This window comes from Bradyrhizobium sp., from assembly GCF_049581145.1.
Taxonomy (GTDB): domain Bacteria; phylum Pseudomonadota; class Alphaproteobacteria; order Rhizobiales; family Xanthobacteraceae; genus Bradyrhizobium.
This window is the reverse complement of sequence record NZ_JBAURI010000206.1, coordinates 1-17498: the sequence shown is the minus strand read 5'-3', so window position 1 is coordinate 17498 and position 17498 is coordinate 1. Positions and strand designations below refer to the sequence as shown.

The window sequence follows — 17498 nt, the reverse complement described above, 5'->3', positions numbered from 1 at the left end:
ATCATCGCCGGCATCACCATGAAGAAGATCATGATCAGGCCGTGCGAGGTCACGAACACATTGTAGGTATGGGGGTTGTGGAAGATTTGAACGCCGGGATACATCAGTTCGGCCCGGATCGCGATCGACATCGCGCCGCCGATGATGCCGGCGATGATCGCGAATACCAGGTACATCGTGCCGATGTCCTTGTGGTTCGTCGAATAGACGAAACGCCGCCACCCGGTCGGATGGTCGTGCGCGTGGTCATCATGGACGTGATCGCCGTGTGTCGCTGCAGTCGTTGCCATTTTCAAATCCTGCCTTGCAGTCCCTTACAACCCGAACCTGACCGGCCCGGTCGCCCTTGTCCCTACCCGCGGCGTCTTACTGCGCCACGGCGCCAGCCGCGGATGCGTAGGTGTCCGTCTTCGCGCTGGCATATTTCTTCTTCGCGGCATCGACCCAGGTCGCGAATTCCTGGTCTTCGACCACCTTGACCGCGATCGGCATATAGGCGTGGTCCTTGCCGCACAGCTCGGAGCACTGGCCGTAATACATGCCGGTCTTGTCGGCCTTGAACCAGGTCTCGTTGAGCCGGCCCGGGATCGCGTCGATCTTGATGCCGAACGCCGGCACCGCGAAGGAATGGATCACGTCGGCGCCCGTGACCTGAACGCGGATCACCTTGTTGACGGGGACCACGATCTCGTTGTCGACCGCGAGCAGCCGCGGCGGCTGGCATTTTTCGCGGGTTTCGTCGCAGGCGAGCAGCGAATCGAATTCGAACTTGCCGTTGTCGGGATAGGCATAGCTCCAGTACCACTGCTTGCCGGTTGCCTTGATGGTGAGATCGGCCTTCGGCACGTCGAGCTCCAGAAACAGGAGCCGGAAGGACGGCACCGAGATGCCGACCAGGATCAGCACGGGAATCAGCGTCCACGCCACCTCGATCAGCGTGTTGTGGGTGGTCCTGGAGGGCACCGGGTTGGCTTTGGCGTTGAACTTGACGATCACGATCACGAGCAGCGCCAGCACGAACAGCGTGATGACGGTGATGATGGCCAGAACCACCGAGTGGAACCAGTGGATCTGGTCCATTACCGGCGAGCCGGATTGCTGCAGCGAGTATTCCCACGGCGCCGGCTGCCCCAGTTCAGCGAATGCCGTCCCGGCCATCGCCAGCGTGACGGCGGCCACGGCAAATCCGGCTACCGCAAATCCATGTAACCGATGGCGAAACCGCCGGCCGATCTGGCCCCTCGACATCTTCATGCCGCTCGCGCTCCCTAAATCTTTCGTCCCAAGGATCTTTTGCCCCGAGAATCTTTCGTCCAAAGGCTATGCCGCAGGGCACCCCGCCCCGACGGCAAAATGCCGCACGATCCGCCCCCTGACAAACGGCCCTGAGACGGACCTTGCGAGGTCCTGTGAGGCCAGATCGCTAGAACGCCGAAATCTAACTTCTCAAACCATAATTCTTGACCTGTCGCAATGCAGTAGTAGGGCGCATGACGCAGCAGCCGCCTTTCACGGGCCGGAATTGCGCGACTGTCACATTAATTATTCCCGCGAAGGGGATAACCTGCGCAGCCGGAGCGGCCTGGCACCGCTTGACAGGCATTTTACGCGCTGTACCCCCGATGGGTGCGTTCCATGGCGCGCGAGCACTGATTCGCAAATTCGCCGCGGAAGCATCTTGAGAGCAAACAGATCTGGCCTGGAGTTGCCAATATCGGAGTTCGCCAAGCTTTGGATTTACCGGGATTGCGATTTGCCGGGCTTGCGATTTGCCGAGAGATGTTGCGGTTTGCTGAGACATGGCGAACAAATCGCCTTGATGGCGCCCTCATTGCCGTAAAGGCGCCCTCATTGCCGTATCAATCGCTCGCGCTGGGCGGTAAGGGACTATCCTAAGGACCGACCCGAATGGGACCCTCGAAACACCTCATGAAGCGCGCAATCAGCAGCAGCCGTGTGTCCTGGCTCGCGTCCTTGGCGTTGGCGGTTACCTGCCTCATTGCTGGCTGGACCGCGCAGGCACAGGCGCAGGGCGCGGTGCGCTCGGTGCACGGCGACTGGCAGATCCGCTGCGACACCCCGCCCGGCGCGCAGGCCGAGCAATGCGCGCTGATCCAGAGCGTGGTGGCGGAAGACCGCTCCAATGCCGGCCTCACCGTGATCGTGCTGAAGACGGCCGACCAGAAAAACCGGCTGATGCGCGTGGTGGCGCCGCTCGGCGTTCTGTTGCCCTCCGGTCTCGGGCTGAAGCTCGATAATCAGGATGTCGGCCGCGCCGGCTTTGTCCGATGCTTGCCCAATGGCTGCGTCGCCGAGGTGATCATGGACGACAAGCTGATGGGCCAACTCAAGGCTGCCAAGACCGCGACCTTCATCATCTTCGAGACGCCGGAAGAGGGTATCGGCTTTCCGCTCAGTCTGAACGGGCTGGCGGAGGGGTTTGACAAGCTGCCGTGAGCGAAGCCATCGCCGCTCAAAGCGGGATAGCCATTGAAGGCAGGATAGCCACGCAGATGACGTTTTCGCAGACGCCATCGAGGCGAATGGCGTCGCGCTGCGGGCCCTCGATCTCGAAACCTTGGGCGTGACATCACCAGCCGACCACATCGCCTGCCGCCGTCGCGACCATTGAGGATACCCTCGCCTGATGTCGTTCAGGATGAAGGCTCGCGTCGAATCGAGCGGGGGTGCCTGCAGAAACGCCAGATACCGGCGTTCCCGCGCGATGAAATCGAGGGTCGGATGAAATCGAGGGCGCTGTGAAAGCTTTCGACATGCTGTTCGGCGATCGGACCGATTTCGACCGGATTCATCGCATGGCGACCTGTTGACGCTGCCCCTCGCGCTATGGCGGGAAAACCACTATGTTGGGTGCCATGCCGCGACAATGGACTGATTTAATGACCAATCCTGCTACAACCTCGCTTCTCGACCGCGCCAATCTCGACCGTGACGCCGTGCGCCACGAGGTCGGCCGGGGCTTGTCCGGCGCCGATGACGGCGAATTGTTCCTGGAATACAGCCAGACCGAAGCCCTGATGTTCGACAATGGCCGGCTGAAGCAGGCCACCTACGATACCTCGCAGGGCTTTGGCCTGCGCGCGGTCAAGGACGACGCCGTCGGCTATGCCCATTCCTCCGACGTCTCGCTGCCGGCGCTTATCCGCGCGGCGGATGCCGTTTCTGCGGTCCGCAACGGCTATTCCGGCAGTTTTGCCGCGCCGCCCCCGCACACCAATGTGCGGCTCTATGGCGACGACAATCCGCTCGACGCGCCGGGGTTCGAGAGCAAGGTCAAATTGCTTGCCGAGATCGATGCCTATGTCCGCGACAAGGACCCGCGGGTGCGGCAGGTCACGGTCAGCCTGGGCGCGACCTGGCAGGTGGTGGAGATTTTGCGGCCCGACGGCGAGAGCTATCGCGATATCCGGCCGCTGGTGCGGGTCAATATTTCCGTGGTCGCAGGCCAAGGCGACCGGCAGGAAAGCGGCAGCAAGGGCTATGGCGGCCGCGAAGGTTACGCGCGCTTCATCGAGGCCAAATCCTGGCGCGAGGCCGCCGACGGCGCGCTGCGCGAAGCGCTGGTCAATCTGGAATCGGTGCCGGCGCCAGCCGGCGAGATGGACGTGGTGCTCGGCGCTGGCTGGCCCGGCGTGATGCTGCACGAAGCGGTCGGCCATGGGCTGGAGGGCGATTTCAATCGCAAGCAGACCTCGGCCTTCGCCGGCCTGATGGGCCAGCAGGTCGCGGCCAAGGGCGTCACCGTGGTGGATGACGGCACCATGGCATCGCGGCGTGGATCGCTATCGATCGATGACGAGGGCACGCCGACCAACCGCACCGTGCTGATCGAAGACGGCATTCTGGTCGGCTACATGCAGGACCGCCAGAACGCGCGGCTGATGAACATGAAGCCGACCGGCAACGGCCGCCGCCAGGGCTATGCCCATGTCCCGATGCCGCGCATGACCAACACCTATATGCTGGCCGGCCAACGCGATCCCGCGGAGATCATGGCCTCGGTCAAGAACGGCATCTTTGCCGCCAATTTCGGCGGCGGCCAGGTCGATATCACCTCGGGCAAATATGTGTTCCAGTGCACTGAGGCCTACAAGATCGAGAACGGCAAGATCGGCGCGCCCCTGAAGGGCGCGATGCTGATCGGTAACGGGCCGACCGACCTGCACCGCATCACCATGATCGGCAACGACCTCGCGCTCGACACCGGCATCGGCACCTGCGGCAAGAATGGCCAGGGTGTGCCGGTCGGCGTCGGCCAGCCGACGCTGCGGATGGAACGGATCACTGTCGGAGGCACCGGCCGATGAGCATCGAGAAACTTGCATCGAGCACCAAGAGCTCGAGCTGGCTGTCGCAGGCGCTGCAGCTGGTCGGTATCGTCCTGGTGGTATTCCTTGCCAAGGGCGCGATCGCCGAGCCGTTCTATGTGCCGTCCGGCTCGATGGAGCCGACGCTCTTGATCGGCGACGCGCTGCTGGCCTCGAAATTCCCCTATGGTTACGGCACCGCGTCGCTGCCGATGCAGATCAACCTGCCGGAATCCAGCCGGGTGTTCGAGGAGTTGCCGAAGCGCGGCGACGTCGTGGTGTTCCGCTGGCCGGGCGACAACTCGCAGGCCTGGGTCAAGCGCGTCGTCGGGCTGCCCGGCGACCGCATCCAGATGCGCCAGGGCCAGCTCTTCATCAACGACCATCCGGCAGCCTTGAAGCCGGACGGCATCGGTCAGGCCGAGGACGACAATGGCGGCTCCGAGCCCGCTTATCGCTATATCGAGACCCTGCCGAACGGCGTCTCGCACGAAATCCTCAAGCTGCGCGACAACGGACGGCTCGACAATACCCAGGAAGTGACGGTACCGGCCGGACACCTGTTCGTGCTCGGCGACAACCGCGACAACTCCGCCGACAGCCGCGTCCCCGTGCGCGACGGCGGCGTCGGGCTGCTGCCGGTCGACAATCTCGTCGGCCGTGCCGATGCCGTGGTGGGCTCGTGGGACCTCGGCATCCGCAACCAGCCGGTCTGGACCTGGCTGTCGGGTTTCCGCGTCGCGCGGTTCTTCACCGCGGTGCATTGAACGGAAGCGCTGACGAGGAGCCTTGAGGCTCGCACCTTGGGGCATAGAACCCTGGGGCTAGAACCTTCGGGCTAGAACGACGTCGTCAATTGCGTGAGCCATGCCGGCGAGGCGTCGACCAGCAAAGCTTCGACGCGTCTGTCGGCGCCGCTGGCGATGGCGATGCTGATGGCGATGAAGGAGGCGCCAAGCAGGGCCTTTCCGAGCTGGCCCGCCGCCATCAGGCGGCCGCGGACGCCCATCAGGGTGGCGCGCGAGAGCAGTCCGAGCAGCATCAGCGGCAGGGCAGCACCGATGCCGAAAGCCAGCATCGTCAGCGCGGCCTGTGGGACGTCCCGCCCCTGCGAGGCGAGCAGCGATGCCGCTCCGAGCGTCGGCCCGACGCAGGGTGACCAGACAGCGCCGAGCAGAAGCCCGATCGCGAACTGGCCCGGCAATCCGGACGACGCAAAGCCGCCGAAGCGCTGGTCGGCCCAGCTCGACACCGGACCGCCCGCCACGGCAAGCCGGGCCTGCCAGGACGGCACGAGCAAAACGGCACCGAGCATGAACATCACGGCGGCCGCCGCCAGGCGGAATGTGCCGGCATCGATGCCGAGCCCCAATCCCGCCAGCGCCAGCAGCAGCCCAAGGCCGGTGAAGGATACCGCAAGACCGATCGCCAGGGCCACGGCGCCGAGCCGATGTGCGGCAATCGCCGCGCCCAGCACGATCGGCACCAATGGCAGGACGCAAGGCGACAGGATCGAGAGGCATCCGGCCAGAAAGGCCAGCGCAACCGCGATCACGTCAAGGTCTCACAGGCTTTTGTCCAGCAATGCGGCGATCGAGGCTTCTCTGGTGTCGCCGACCGAACGGGCCTGTTCGGCAGCGCCCTTGAATACGATCAGGGTCGACTGCATCCGCGCACCGAACGCCTTGACCTCCGGCTTCATCGCGTCGAAATCGACCCGGAAGATCTTGAGGTCCTTGAATTTCGGCTCCGCCGTCAGCTTGTCGAGGATCGGCAGCTGCGCCTTGCAGGTGGGGCACCAGCCGGCATGGATTTCGATCAGGATCGGCCGCCCCGCGGCTTGCGCGGCCTTGAAGGCCTCCGCCGAAAACGGAAGCGCGGTGTTGGCCGAAGCGGCAGTGGCGAGAGCCGCGGTCGCGAATGCCGCGGCGACCATCGCCCCGGTGAAGAATCTGCGCGTCAAGATCATCGTGAACTCCCTGCTTTGCGCCCTGCGTCCTCTCGTTCCACCATGACGAGCTCGGGCCGGGTCCGCACTGCCTATACGAACCAGGTGCCAGGAACGTTACCGTACCACCCCGGATATATAGCCGGCCTTGCGCCGGGGCGGCTTGACCTCCTTCTTCAGGAAGCAGTGGGCTTCCCTGCCGACATAGCCCGCACGGGCATAGGTCCAGGCCCGGCATTTGTTGTCGGCGGTGCAGGCCGCCTTGCAAGCCTCATCGCCCTCGCCTTTCTTGAGCTCGAAGCTGCGGTAGTCGCCGCCGGCGCGGTCGATCGAGGTTTCGATTGCGCCATTGCGCAGTTCGACCACGCCGGCGCCGCGCACGCCGGAAACGCAACAATTGTCCTCGACGCGGGGGGGGACGGTGTTCTTGAGCCAGCACACCGCGCCGACCGCGGGATCGGTCGGATAATTGAAGCTCCAGGCCCGGCAACGGTGGTCGCGCTCGCACAGCAATGCGCAGTCCTGGGGGTCGCCGGATTCGATCGGCGCCTTCATGTAATCGCCGCCCGGACGGTCGTAATTGGTCTGGGCGTGCGCGGGGCGCGCCGCCGCGATGACCGCCAGACATGCGAGCGTCATCAACCACGCCCCGAGCAGACGGCCTGTTCTCATCCGCGATTGCTTCCGACCTATTGAACGCGCTTGCATTTTTCAAGCACCGCCATTTGATCGCCACGAACCTGTACGGCTGATGAACGGCACAAAAAGACGCCGAGGGCAACCTGGCTTCAGTCGGCGCAAAACATCGCGATCGCGATGATTTCGGGATGAATCCTCATCGCGATCCGACTTTTTGTCTGAGCATGATCGTTTCGGAGAACCGGTCGCCGCCCGAGGGCATGCTTTTTCGGATCATGCTCTAAAATGCATACTCGTCGTAAGCCGGCTCGACCGAGCCGCGCCACGCACCATTGAATTTCTCCAACATTTCCTCCGCCGGGGTGCGGCCGGCTTCGATGATGTGGTCGAGCGGCTCGAGATGCCGGGTCTCGTCGCGGCCCAAATGATCGATGCGATTGCGCCGCCTGAGGCCGAGATGCGCGAGCCTCACGCATTCCTTGGCGATCTCGAACAGATAGCGATCCTTGATCCTGGCCTTGAAGCCGAAGCGCGGCACATCATCGCGCAGCGCCTGCCGCTCATGCGCGCTCCAGTGCTTGGCGATATCCCAGGCGGCGTCCAGGCTGGTGTCGTCATAGAGCAACCCGACCCAGAACGCCGGCAACGCCGGCAGGCGGCCCCACGGGCCGCCATCGGCGCCGCGCATTTCGAGGTAGCGCTTCAGCCGCACCTCGGGGAAAATCGTCGAGAGATGGTTGGCCCAGTCCGATAGCGTCGGCCGCTCGCCCGGGAAGGCCTTGTTCTTGCCCTCGAAGAAATCGCGGAACGAGGAGCCCGCCACGTCGATATAACTGTCGCCCCGCTTGACGAAATACATGGGAACATCGAGCGCATAATCGACCCAGCGCTCGAACCCCATGCCGGGCTCGAACGCCCATGGCAGCATGCCGGAGCGCGCATTGTCGGTGTCGCGCCAGATCTCGGATCGGAACGAAAGCAAGCCGTTCGGCTTGCCTTCGGTGAACGGCGAATTGGCGAACAGGGCGGTCGCAACCGGCTGCAGCGCGAGCGAGACGCGGAGCTTCTTGACCATGTCGGCTTCGGAGGAGAAGTCGAGATTGGTCTGCACCGTGCAGGTCCGGTACATCATGTCGAGGCCGTAACGGCCGACCTTCGGCATGTAGTCGGTCATGATCTTGTAGCGGCCCTTGGGCATTACCGGGATCTGTTCGCGCGACCATGACGGCGTCATGCCGAGCCCGAGAAAGCCGATGCCAAGCGGGGTCGCCACCTCGCGCACTTGCGCCAGATGCGCCATCACCTCGCTTTGGGTCTGATGCACGGTCTCGACCGGCGCGCCCGACAATTCGAACTGGCCGCCCGGCTCCAGCGAAATCGCTCCGCCGCCGGTCACGTCATAGAGGCCGATGATATTGCCGTGCTCCATGATCGGCTCCCAGCCGAGCAGCAGCTGCATGCCTTCGAGCAGCGCGCCGATGCCGCGCGCGCCCTCATAGGGCACGGGGTGATGCCCCTGCAGCGTGAACGGCGTCTTTTCGTGCTCGGTGCCGATCCGGAATTCGGACGGCGGCTTGGAGCCTGCGGCCAGCCACGCGACCAGTTCATCGCGTGATTGGAGAGGCGTCATATCGATCTGGTCACGCGCCATGCAAATTCCGGATCAAGGGCGCCTCGGTCGGATGCGCGCGGTGTCGGGGATGTCCGCGAACCACCGGGCGCGCGGACGTGAACGTTTCAAACAAGGTCATCGCGGTGGCGCGCCCTCGCCCATCGCGGGCGAAGACATCTCGCCGCAGGAGCAGCCCAGCCGGTCGAGCAGCGCGCAGAGCCTGATGGCGTCCGAGTCCGACAGTTTCGAGCCGACGTGCCTTTCGATCGCGGCCGAGTACGCGGCCCACATCCTCTTCTGCAGTTCACGGCCCGCCTCGGTGATCTCGACGAACTGGCCGCGCTTGTCGATCTTGCACTCGCGCCGCGCCGCCAGTCCCTCGTCCACGAGGCGGTCGATCAGCCGCGAGGTCGAATATTGCGGGATCAGCATCTGCCGCTCCAGCTCGACCGGCCGCAGCTCGCCCGCGGGCGCCCGCGACAGCTCGACCAGGGCATCATACCAGGCCAGCGGCGGGAAGCCTGCTTTCTTCAGGTCCTGCTCGACGGCGTCCAGCACGCGGCTCTGCACCCGCATCAGGCGGATCCAGGCTGCGGTCGCCTCGGTCGATGGTTTACGCTTCATGGCCGAACTCTTGTCTCCCACCAGCAAGCCTAGCGCACTAAATGCATCTGCATCAATCTTGACTCTTTCATGCAGACGCATTTAGTGGCGTTTTGGCGTTAAACCAAGCGTTTCAACAGGAGGAAAATCCGATGAAGCTGTATTATTCGCCCGGCGCCTGCTCGCTCTCCCCCCATATCGCATTGCTCGAAGCCGGCCTGCCCTACGAGCTGGTCAAGGTCGACCTCCGCGCCAAGAAGCTCGAAAACGGTGACGATTTCCTGAAGATCAGTCCCAAGGGCCAGGTGCCTGCACTGGCCTTCGACTCCGGCGAACTGGTAACCGAAGGCCCGGTCATCGTCCAGATGATCGCCGACAAGGTCGCGGCCAAGAACCTGGCGCCGGCGCGCGACAGCGCCGAACGCTACAAGCTGCTGGAGTGGCTGAACTACATCACCACCGAACTGCACAAGAATCTGGGCCCGATGTTCTCGCCGGTGCTGGCCGACGACGCCAAGGCCTTCTTCAAGGACCGGGCGATGGGCAAGTTCAAATATCTGGACGGCCAGCTGGCTGGCCGCGACTATCTGATGGGCAGTCAGTTCACCGTCGCCGATGGCTACCTCTTCACCATGCTGCTGTGGGCCACCGAACGGCTGGGCTTCGACCTGTCCAGCCTGTCGAACCTGACGGCCTACAAGGCCCGCGTCGCCGCCCGCCCGAAGGTGCAGGAGGCGCTGACCAAGGAAGGCCTGCTGAAGGCGGCGTGAGCTTTCGCGAACGGTCATCAACAACAGGGCCGGATCGACGATCCGGGTCTCTTTTTGCGGCGGCTGGATCACCCGCATTCGCCGGTGATCCAGCCGGTGAGTGTGGTTCGCCCCGGAAATGATCGCTTGGCCGGGAAGAACGGGGTCTCGCGACGTGTTTACGCCGCCGCTACCTGCTTCTTCGGCGGGAAGCGACCGTAGAAGGTTTCGTCCTTGGCAGCCATCTCCTCCAGCAGTTTCGGCGGAGCGAAGCGGGCGCCGTATTTGGCCGTGAATTTGTGGCAGAGTTCGACGAATTTCCTGGTGCCCATGAAATCGATATAGGACAGTGTGCCGCCGGTGAACGGCGCGAAGCCGAAGCCCAGGATCGAGCCGACATCGGCCTCGCGCATGTCGGTGATGACGTGATCTTCCACCGTGCGCGCGGCTTCCACCGCCTGCACCACCAAAAAGCGCTGCTTCAATTCCTCGACATCCAGCGTATCCGGATCGAGATGTTTCGGCTGCAGCGCCGCGATCCCGGCCCACAGGCTCTTGCCACGGCCCTTCTCGGGGTAATCGTAGAAGCCCTTGCCGTTCTTGCGGCCGAAGCGGCCCTGTTTTTCGACCATCTCGACCATCAGCTTCTTCTGCGCCTGGTCGATGGCGTTGGCGCCGAGATCGGCCTCCGTCGCCTTCATGATCTTGAGCACGAGGTCGAGCGCCACCTCGTCGGACAGCGATAGCGGCCCGACCGGCATGCCGGCCATCCTGGCGGTATTCTCGATCATCGCCGGCGGCACGCCTTCCATCAGCATTTCCAGGCCCTCGGCGGTGAAGCGCAGCACGCAGCGATTGGCGAAGAAGCCGCGGGAATCATTGACCACGATTGGCGTCTTGCCGATTGCGCGGACGTAGTCGAGCGCGGTCGCCAGCGCGAGTTCGCCGGTGTTCTTGCCGACGATGATCTCCACCAGCATCATCTTCTCGACCGGCGAGAAGAAGTGGATCCCGATGAACTTGCCTTGATCCTTGAATTCCTCGGCCAGCGAGTTGATCGGCAGGGTCGAGGTGTTGGAGGCGAAGATCGCGTCCGGTTTCAAGAGCGGCTGCGCCTTGGCATAGGTCTCGGCCTTGACCCTGCGGTCCTCGAACACGGCTTCGATGACGAGATCGCAATCCCTGAGCGCGTTGTAGTCGGGGGTCGCGGTGATGCGCGACAGGATGACGTCGCGATCGCTGTCCTTGGCGCGGCCCTTGGCGACGAGATCGTCGATCACCTTCCTGGCGTGGGCCTTGCCCTTGTCGGCAGACTCCTGGTCGCGGTCGATCAGCACCACCTCGATGCCGGCCCGCGCCGAGACGTAACCGACGCTGGCGCCCATGAAGCCGGCGCCGATCACGGCGAGCTTCTTCACCTTGGTCGGTGGCACGTTCTGCGGCCGCCGCGCCCCCTTGTTCAGCTCCTGCATCGACAGGAACAGGCTGCGGATCATGGCCGCGGCTTCCTTGGAGCGCAGGATCTGCGCGAAATAGCGCGACTCGATGCGCAGTGCGGCGTCGATCGGCAACTGCAGGCCCTCGTAGACGCAGCTCATGATGGCGCGCGCCGCCGGATAATTGTCATAGGTCTCGCGGCGATAGATCGCGTTGCCGGCCGGGAACATCATCATGCCGGCCTTGGAGAACACCGGACCGCCTGGCAGCTTGAAACCCTTCTCGTCCCAGGGGGCTGTGGCTTTGCCGCCGCCCTTGATCCAGTCCTTGGCCGCCTTGATGAGATCGGCGGCAGGAACGATGGCGTCGACCAGCTTCAACGCCTTGGCCTTGGCGAGATCGACGGCCTCGCCCTTCAACAGCAGCGTCATCGCCTCCTGGGGCGGCACGATGCGCGGCACCCGCTGGGTGCCGCCGGCGCCGGGGAACAGCCCGACCTTGACCTCGGGCAGGCCGAGCCGGGTCTTGGGGTTTTCGGCCGCGACGCGGTGGTGGCACGACAATGTGAGCTCGAAGGCGCCGCCGAGCGCGAGCCCGTTGATCGCCGCGACCCAGGGTTTGCCCGAGGTTTCGATGGCGCGGAACACCAGCGAGGATTTGCGGCTCTCGTCGAACAGCATCTGGTTGGCCGCGACCTCGCCCTTCTCCTTCAGGAGCTCTGCGTAGCGGCGGTTCATGCCCTCCAGCATCGAGAGGTCGGCGCCGGCAGAGAATGCATCCTTGCCCGAGGTGACGACCACGCCCTTGACCGCGGCGTCAGTCGAGGTCTGCTTCACGATCGCCTCGAGCTCGGTGATCGTGGTCTCATCCAGCACGTTCATCGAACGTCCCGGAATGTCCCAGGTGACGAGCGCAATGCCGTCGGTATCGGTCTCGACTTTGAAATTCTTGAAGGCCATGTGGTGTGCTCCCAATTCGATCGCTGCGTCCGCTGCGGTGGCTGGGCAAAGGCGCGCGCTTCGCGCCGTGCCCACCATTTTCTTGTCAACTCGATCGGTGGGCACGCTTCGCATTGCCCACCTACGGCCTACGGCCTCACACCCGTTCGATGATCGTCGCGGTGCCCATGCCGCCGCCGATGCACAGCGTCACCAATGCGGTCTGCTTGTTGGTGCGCTCGAGCTCGTCGAGCACGGTGCCGAGAATCATTGCTCCGGTGGCGCCGAGGGGATGACCGAGCGCGATCGCGCCGCCGTTGACGTTGATCCTGGCGGGATCGATCTCGAAGGCCTGCATGTAGCGCAGCACCACCGAGGCAAACGCTTCGTTCAATTCGAACAGGTCGATGTCGGACTTCTTCATGCCCGAGCGCTGGAACAGCTTTTCGGTAACATCGACCGGGCCGGTCAGCATCATCGCGGGCTCCGAGCCGATATTGGCAAAGGCGCGGATTTTTGCCCGCGGCTTCAGGCCGTGCTTGGTGCCCGCCTCCTTGCTGCCGAGCAGCACCGCGCCGGCGCCATCGACGATGCCGGAGGAATTGCCGGCATGATGCACGTAATTCACCCGCTCGATTTCCGGATGCGACTGGATCGCGACCGCATCGAAGCCGCCCATCTGGCCCATCTCCACAAACGATGGCTTGAGTGACGCCAGGGACTGCATCGTCGTCGCCGGCCGCATATGCTCATCCTTGGCCAGGATGGTGAGGCCGTTGACGTCCTTGACCGGCACCACGGAGTTCTTGAAACGGCCCTCGTCCCAGGCCTTGGCCGCGCGCTGCTGGCTCTGCACCGCGTAAGCGTCGACGTCGTCACGCGAAAAACCGTATTTGGTCGCGATCAGATCGGCGGAGATGCCCTGTGGCATGAAATAGGACGGCACCGCCATCGAGGGATCCATCGGCCAGGCGCCGCCGGAGGCGCCGATGCCGACCCGGCTCATGGATTCGGCGCCGCCGCCGATCACAAGCTCGTGCTGGCCGCTCATGATCTGGGCGGCGGCGAAATTCACGGCATCGAGGCCGGAGGCGCAGAACCGGCTGATCTGAACGCCGGGCACCGCCTCGCCGAGTCCCGCCTTCAGCGCGGCGAAACGGGCGATGTCGGAGCCGGCCTCGCCGACCGGATCGACCACGCCGAGAATGACGTCGTCGACGACGTCCTCGCCGAGATGGTTGCGGTCCTTCAGCGCCGCCAGCGGAACGGTGGCGAGCGCCAGCGCCGTCACCTCGTGCAGCGCACCGTCGGACTTGCCGCGGCCGCGCGGCGTGCGAACGTGATCGTAGATATATGCCTCAGGCATGACGCTCTCCTGATATGAGGATCATAATATGATAGCTGAGCCTGGCCGCGGAAGCAGATCTCAGAACGCCTCCGCCGCCAATTCCATGGTGGTCGCGCATCCGGTCTGGATGCGCGCGAGATGGACCGCGGTTTCCGGCAGCATCCGCTCCATGAAGAAGCGGCCGGTCACCAGTTTCGTCTTCAGATAGGCCGATCCATCGCCGCCCGCAATCTTGTCGAGCGCGACTTTGGCCATCTTCGCCCACATGTAGCCGAGCGTGACGAAGCCGAACAGATAGAGATAGTCGGTGGCGGCGGCGCCGGCATTGTCCGGCTTCATCATCGCGTTCTGCATCAACCAGGTGGTGGCCTGCTGCAGGTGGCCGAGGGCGGTACTCACCGGCGCGACATAAGGCTGCATGGCTTCGTCGCCGTGATGCTCCCTGGCAAAGGCCGCGACCTCGGAGAAGAACGCCATCACGGCGCGCCCGCCGTCCCGCGGCAGCTTGCGGCCGACCAGATCGAGCGCCTGGATGCCGTTGGCGCCCTCATAGATCATGGCGATGCGGGCGTCGCGCACGAACTGCTCCATGCCCTGCTCGGCGATATAGCCGTGGCCGCCATAGATCTGCTGGGCCTGCACGGCATTGGCGAAACCGGCGTCGGTGAGGAAGCCTTTCAGCACCGGCGTCATCAGCCCCATATGGTCGTCGGCTTCCTGGCGATCCTTGGAATCGGACGAGCGATGGGCGACGTCGCTCTTCAACGCCGTCCATACCACCATGGCGCGCGCCGCCTCGTTGAAGGCGCGGATGGTGAGCAGCGTACGGCGCACGTCGGGATGCACGATGATCGGATCGGCCGGCTTGTCGGGTGCTTTCGCGCCCGTCAGCGAGCGACCCTGCAGGCGGTCGCGGGCATAGGCCACCGCGTTCTGATAGGCGACTTCCGATTGCGCCAGCCCCTGCACGGCGACCCCGAGCCGGGCCTCGTTCATCATCACGAACATGCCCTGCATGCCGCGGTTTTCTTCGCCGATCAGCCAGCCGGTAGCGCTGTCATAATTCATCACGCAGGTGGAGTTGCCGTGAATGCCCATCTTGTGCTCGATCGAGCCGCAGCTGACGCCGTTGCGCGCGCCCACCGAACCGTCGGCATTGACCAGGAATTTCGGCACCACGAACAGCGACACGCCCTTGATCCCGGCGGGGGCCCCCTCGATTCGCGCCAGCACGAGATGAATGATGTTGCAGGCGAGATCATGCTCACCGGCAGAGATGAAGATCTTGGTGCCGGTAATCTTGAAGCTGCCGTCGCCCTGGCGCACCGCCTTGGTGCGCAACAGGCCGAGATCGGTGCCGCATTGCGGCTCGGTCAGGTTCATGGTGCCGGTCCATTCGCCCGCCACCATCTTCGGCACATAGGTCTGCTTCTGTTCCGGACTGCCATGCACGATCAGCGCTGCGGTCGCCCCCATGGTCAGGCCGCCATACATCGAGAAAGCCATGTTGGCCGAGCACTGGAATTCGTTGACGGCCTGGGACAGCGTGACCGGCAGGCCCTGCCCGCCATATTCGGTCGGCGCCGAAAGACCGAGCCAGCCGCCTGCGGCGACCTGCCTGAAAGCCTCCTTGAAACCCTTCGCGGTGGTCACCGAGCCGTCGTCATGGCGCACACAGCCTTCGAGATCGCCGACCCGATTGAGCGGCTGCAGCACTTCCTCGGCGAGCTTGGCGGCCTCGCCCAGGATCGCCTCGCGCACATCGGCGGAGGCATCCGAAAAACCGGGAAGGTTGTCATAGCGGTCGATCTGGAAGACATCGTTGAGCAGGAAGCTCACATCTTCCACGGGGGCTTTATAAATCGGCATGGGTTTCTCCCGGCGGCTGGTTTTCGGATGGCCGCCCCGTTTAAGATAGACTTCACGGCGCAGCAATCACTTCAGGTTCCGAGTCGGACCTTAGATGGCTCCGCCCCGCGGCGGCAGCGGCTGCGACAACGTGACCGCGACTGCGGAGAGGCGCCCGGCTGCGCCCAGCCCCACTTTGCCGCAGGCGTAACTTTCGCTGTCCGCCGACCCATTCCTTAACCCGTTCTTTACCGTAACGCGAAAAAGTCGAGCTGAGAGGCTGACGACCCGCGCACGATTGGATTGTCTCTTGTTTGGGACGCGCGGGGAGGCTGTGGGCGCCAGATTGAGCGCCGGAGCGGAACCGGACGGAAGCATGAATTCGCGCGTATCGAGTGTCGACGGGATCGATCCAACCGTCCGCGACCGGGCTGAGGCCGCCGCGCGGCGGGCCGGCATGTCATTGAGCGACTGGCTGAATTCCACTCTCGGCGAGTCCGCCCCGCCGGCTCCGCGCAATCCCGTCCCGCCAACGGGAGACGTTTCGGACATTCACCAGCGGCTGGATTCGATCACCCGCCAGATCGAGCAGATCTCGCAGCCGCTACGGCGTAACGATCCCTCCCGCGACCAGGGCGCCGTCGCCCGCCAGTTGAACGACGCCATTTCGCGGCTCGATGCGCGGTTGTCGCAGATTTCGAGCCCGCAAGGAGCCAAGCCCGCGCAAGAGAAGCAGCTCAAGGCCGGGGCCGCCGTCGCGAGCCAGATCTCGCATCCAATCGCGAGCCAGGCGCCAAGCCTCGCCTCGGACCAAGTCTATCGAAATTCGCCGCCGCTGAGCCCCACCTCGCTCGATTTCGCGGTCGCCGAGATCGTGGCGCGCCAGAGCGAGCTCGATTCAGCCGCGCGCGCGATCTCGCCGCGCAACGCGCCGCCGATCGTGCCGGGGCCGCTGCCGGGTGCGGATTTTTCCTCGCTCGAGCGGCAACTGTTCAAGATCACGAGCCAGATCGAGGCGCTGCACCGCCCCGATGCGATCGAGCAATCGATCGCGGCGTTCCGCAGCGAATTGGCGGAAATCCGCCAGGCCATCACCGAAGCGATGCCGCGCCGCGCGATCGAATCGATCGAGAGCGAAATCCATTCGCTGGCACGCCGCATCGACGACAGCCGGCAGAGCACGACCGACAACCAGGCCCTCGCCAATATCGAGCGTGCGCTCTCCGAAATTCGCGAAGTCCTGCGCTCGCTGATGCCGGCCGAGCAGCTCGCCGGCTACGACGAGGCGATCCGCAATCTCGGCGCCAAGCTCGATACGATCCTGCGCGCCAACGACGATCCCTCCACGGTGCAGCAGCTGGAAAACGCCATCGCGGCGCTGCGCGGCATCGTCTCCAATGTCGCCTCCAACGACGCCCTGGCCCGGCTATCGGAGGACGTGCACCTGTTGTCGTCGAAGGTCGATCAATTGACCCGCGCCGGCAACAACGGCGATTCCTTCGCGATCCTCGAACAGCGCATTGCCGCGCTGACCTCGGCTCTGGAAAGCCGCGAGCGGCCGGTCGTCAGCGATCAGTCCGAACAGATCGAGGCCGCGCTGCGGGCCCTGTCCGACCGCATCGATCGCATGCAGGTCGGCGGCGACGGCGCGGCCGCGTTTGCCCATCTCGAACAGCGCGTGACACATCTGCTCGAGCGCCTGGAGTCGTCCAGCGATCCTCGCGCCGGCAATCTGACCAAGGTCGAGGACGGCCTGCAGGATGTGCTGCGCCATCTCGAGAACCAGCATGCAGCGATTGCCCGGCTTGGCATGGAGAGCAGTCGCCCGGCGCCGACACCGTCCGATTCAAGTCCGCAGGATGCGGGCCTGATCGATCTGTTCAAGCGCGAATTGACCGACATCCGTTTCAGCCAGACCGAAGCCGGCCGTCAGACCCAGGATTCGCTCGAGGCGGTGCACTCGACGCTCGGCCATGTGGTCGATCGTCTGGCGACGATCGAAGGCGATCTGCGCACGACTCGCGCAGCGCCGCCGCAGCCGCCGGAAC

The 17498-nt window shown here is 64.3% G+C and carries 14 protein-coding genes and 1 pseudogene; 5 read left to right on the top strand and 10 right to left on the bottom strand.

What is annotated here, in order from left to right; genetic code table 11:
• Window positions 1-290 (bottom strand): cbb3-type cytochrome c oxidase subunit I (locus WCB02_RS06880; RefSeq protein ID WP_423957083.1); only part of this gene is annotated, 290 nt, incomplete at its 3' end.
• A gap of 76 nt (window positions 291-366) precedes the next feature.
• A complete protein-coding gene (gene coxB, locus WCB02_RS06875; RefSeq protein ID WP_423957082.1) occupies window positions 367-1254 on the bottom strand; it encodes a cytochrome c oxidase subunit II in 888 nt (295 codons plus the stop codon).
• Window positions 1255-1929: 675 nt separating this feature from the next.
• Here coxB and WCB02_RS06870 point away from each other — a divergent pair.
• The 3 genes from WCB02_RS06870 (at window position 1930) to lepB (ending at window position 5095) form a co-directional block, all read left to right on the top strand.
• Complete coding sequence (locus WCB02_RS06870; RefSeq protein ID WP_423957081.1) at window positions 1930-2457, top strand: invasion associated locus B family protein; 528 nt, start codon at window positions 1930-1932, stop codon at window positions 2455-2457.
• Window positions 2458-2900: 443 nt separating this feature from the next.
• A complete protein-coding gene (gene tldD / locus WCB02_RS06865) occupies window positions 2901-4328 on the top strand; it encodes a metalloprotease TldD (RefSeq protein ID WP_423957080.1) in 1428 nt (475 codons plus the stop codon).
• Complete coding sequence (gene lepB / locus WCB02_RS06860; RefSeq protein ID WP_423957079.1) at window positions 4325-5095, top strand: signal peptidase I; 771 nt, start codon at window positions 4325-4327, stop codon at window positions 5093-5095. The genes tldD and lepB overlap by 4 nt, the downstream gene beginning before the upstream one ends.
• Window positions 5096-5166: 71 nt before the next feature.
• Here the strand turns inward: lepB and WCB02_RS06855 are convergent, their stop codons facing one another.
• The 5 genes from WCB02_RS06855 to WCB02_RS06835 all read right to left on the bottom strand — a co-directional run bounded on the left by WCB02_RS06855 (window position 5167) and on the right by WCB02_RS06835 (window position 9151).
• A complete protein-coding gene (locus WCB02_RS06855) occupies window positions 5167-5883 on the bottom strand; it encodes a cytochrome c biogenesis CcdA family protein (protein WP_423957078.1) in 717 nt (238 codons plus the stop codon).
• 9 nt (window positions 5884-5892) lie between these two features.
• Entirely contained in the window at window positions 5893-6297 is a 405-nt protein-coding gene (locus tag WCB02_RS06850; protein WP_423957077.1) for a thioredoxin family protein, read from the bottom strand.
• A 96-nt stretch (window positions 6298-6393) separates the two neighbouring features.
• Window positions 6394-6915, bottom strand: a complete 522-nt coding sequence (locus WCB02_RS06845) for a PAN domain-containing protein (RefSeq protein WP_423957076.1) — start codon at window positions 6913-6915, stop codon at window positions 6394-6396.
• A gap of 280 nt (window positions 6916-7195) precedes the next feature.
• Window positions 7196-8566 (bottom strand): glutamate--cysteine ligase, encoded by a 1371-nt coding sequence (locus WCB02_RS06840; protein ID WP_423957075.1) that lies wholly within the window; start codon window positions 8564-8566, stop codon window positions 7196-7198.
• A 96-nt stretch (window positions 8567-8662) separates the two neighbouring features.
• On the bottom strand, window positions 8663-9151 hold the full coding sequence (locus tag WCB02_RS06835; RefSeq protein ID WP_423957074.1) for a MarR family winged helix-turn-helix transcriptional regulator: 489 nt from the start codon (window positions 9149-9151) through the stop codon (window positions 8663-8665).
• A gap of 131 nt (window positions 9152-9282) precedes the next feature.
• On the opposite strand from WCB02_RS06835, the gene gstA reads away from it, so the two are divergent.
• Entirely contained in the window at window positions 9283-9900 is a 618-nt protein-coding gene (gene gstA, locus WCB02_RS06830) for a glutathione transferase GstA (RefSeq protein WP_423957073.1), read from the top strand.
• Between the two features lie 158 nt (window positions 9901-10058).
• Here gstA and WCB02_RS06825 read toward each other — a convergent pair whose 3' ends face one another.
• The 3 genes from WCB02_RS06825 to WCB02_RS06815 all read right to left on the bottom strand — a co-directional run bounded on the left by WCB02_RS06825 (window position 10059) and on the right by WCB02_RS06815 (window position 15471).
• A complete protein-coding gene (locus WCB02_RS06825; protein WP_423957072.1) occupies window positions 10059-12275 on the bottom strand; it encodes a 3-hydroxyacyl-CoA dehydrogenase NAD-binding domain-containing protein in 2217 nt (738 codons plus the stop codon).
• A 136-nt stretch (window positions 12276-12411) separates the two neighbouring features.
• A complete protein-coding gene (locus WCB02_RS06820; protein WP_423957071.1) occupies window positions 12412-13620 on the bottom strand; it encodes an acetyl-CoA C-acetyltransferase in 1209 nt (402 codons plus the stop codon).
• A 60-nt stretch (window positions 13621-13680) separates the two neighbouring features.
• Window positions 13681-15471, bottom strand: a complete 1791-nt coding sequence (locus tag WCB02_RS06815; protein ID WP_423957070.1) for an acyl-CoA dehydrogenase C-terminal domain-containing protein — start codon at window positions 15469-15471, stop codon at window positions 13681-13683.
• A gap of 355 nt (window positions 15472-15826) precedes the next feature.
• Between WCB02_RS06815 and WCB02_RS06810 the strand changes: the two are divergent.
• Window positions 15827-17498, top strand: a pseudogene (locus tag WCB02_RS06810) (hypothetical protein); the annotation flags it as partial.

Bases quoted from the DNA above. Each gene is read 5' to 3' on its own strand.
- coxB (WP_423957082.1), bottom strand. From the start codon at position 1,254: ATGAAGATGTCGAGGGGCCAGATCGGCCGGCGGTTTCGCCATCGGTTA.
- WCB02_RS06870 (WP_423957081.1), top strand. From the start codon at position 1,930: ATGAAGCGCGCAATCAGCAGCAGCCGTGTGTCCTGGCTCGCGTCCTTG.
- tldD (WP_423957080.1), top strand. From the start codon at position 2,901: ATGACCAATCCTGCTACAACCTCGCTTCTCGACCGCGCCAATCTCGAC.
- lepB (WP_423957079.1), top strand. From the start codon at position 4,325: ATGAGCATCGAGAAACTTGCATCGAGCACCAAGAGCTCGAGCTGGCTG.
- WCB02_RS06850 (WP_423957077.1), bottom strand. From the start codon at position 6,297: ATGATCTTGACGCGCAGATTCTTCACCGGGGCGATGGTCGCCGCGGCA.
- WCB02_RS06845 (WP_423957076.1), bottom strand. From the start codon at position 6,915: ATGACGCTCGCATGTCTGGCGGTCATCGCGGCGGCGCGCCCCGCGCAC.
- WCB02_RS06840 (WP_423957075.1), bottom strand. From the start codon at position 8,566: ATGGCGCGTGACCAGATCGATATGACGCCTCTCCAATCACGCGATGAA.
- WCB02_RS06835 (WP_423957074.1), bottom strand. From the start codon at position 9,151: ATGAAGCGTAAACCATCGACCGAGGCGACCGCAGCCTGGATCCGCCTG.
- gstA (WP_423957073.1), top strand. From the start codon at position 9,283: ATGAAGCTGTATTATTCGCCCGGCGCCTGCTCGCTCTCCCCCCATATC.
- WCB02_RS06825 (WP_423957072.1), bottom strand. From the start codon at position 12,275: ATGGCCTTCAAGAATTTCAAAGTCGAGACCGATACCGACGGCATTGCG.
- WCB02_RS06820 (WP_423957071.1), bottom strand. From the start codon at position 13,620: ATGCCTGAGGCATATATCTACGATCACGTTCGCACGCCGCGCGGCCGC.
- WCB02_RS06815 (WP_423957070.1), bottom strand. From the start codon at position 15,471: ATGCCGATTTATAAAGCCCCCGTGGAAGATGTGAGCTTCCTGCTCAAC.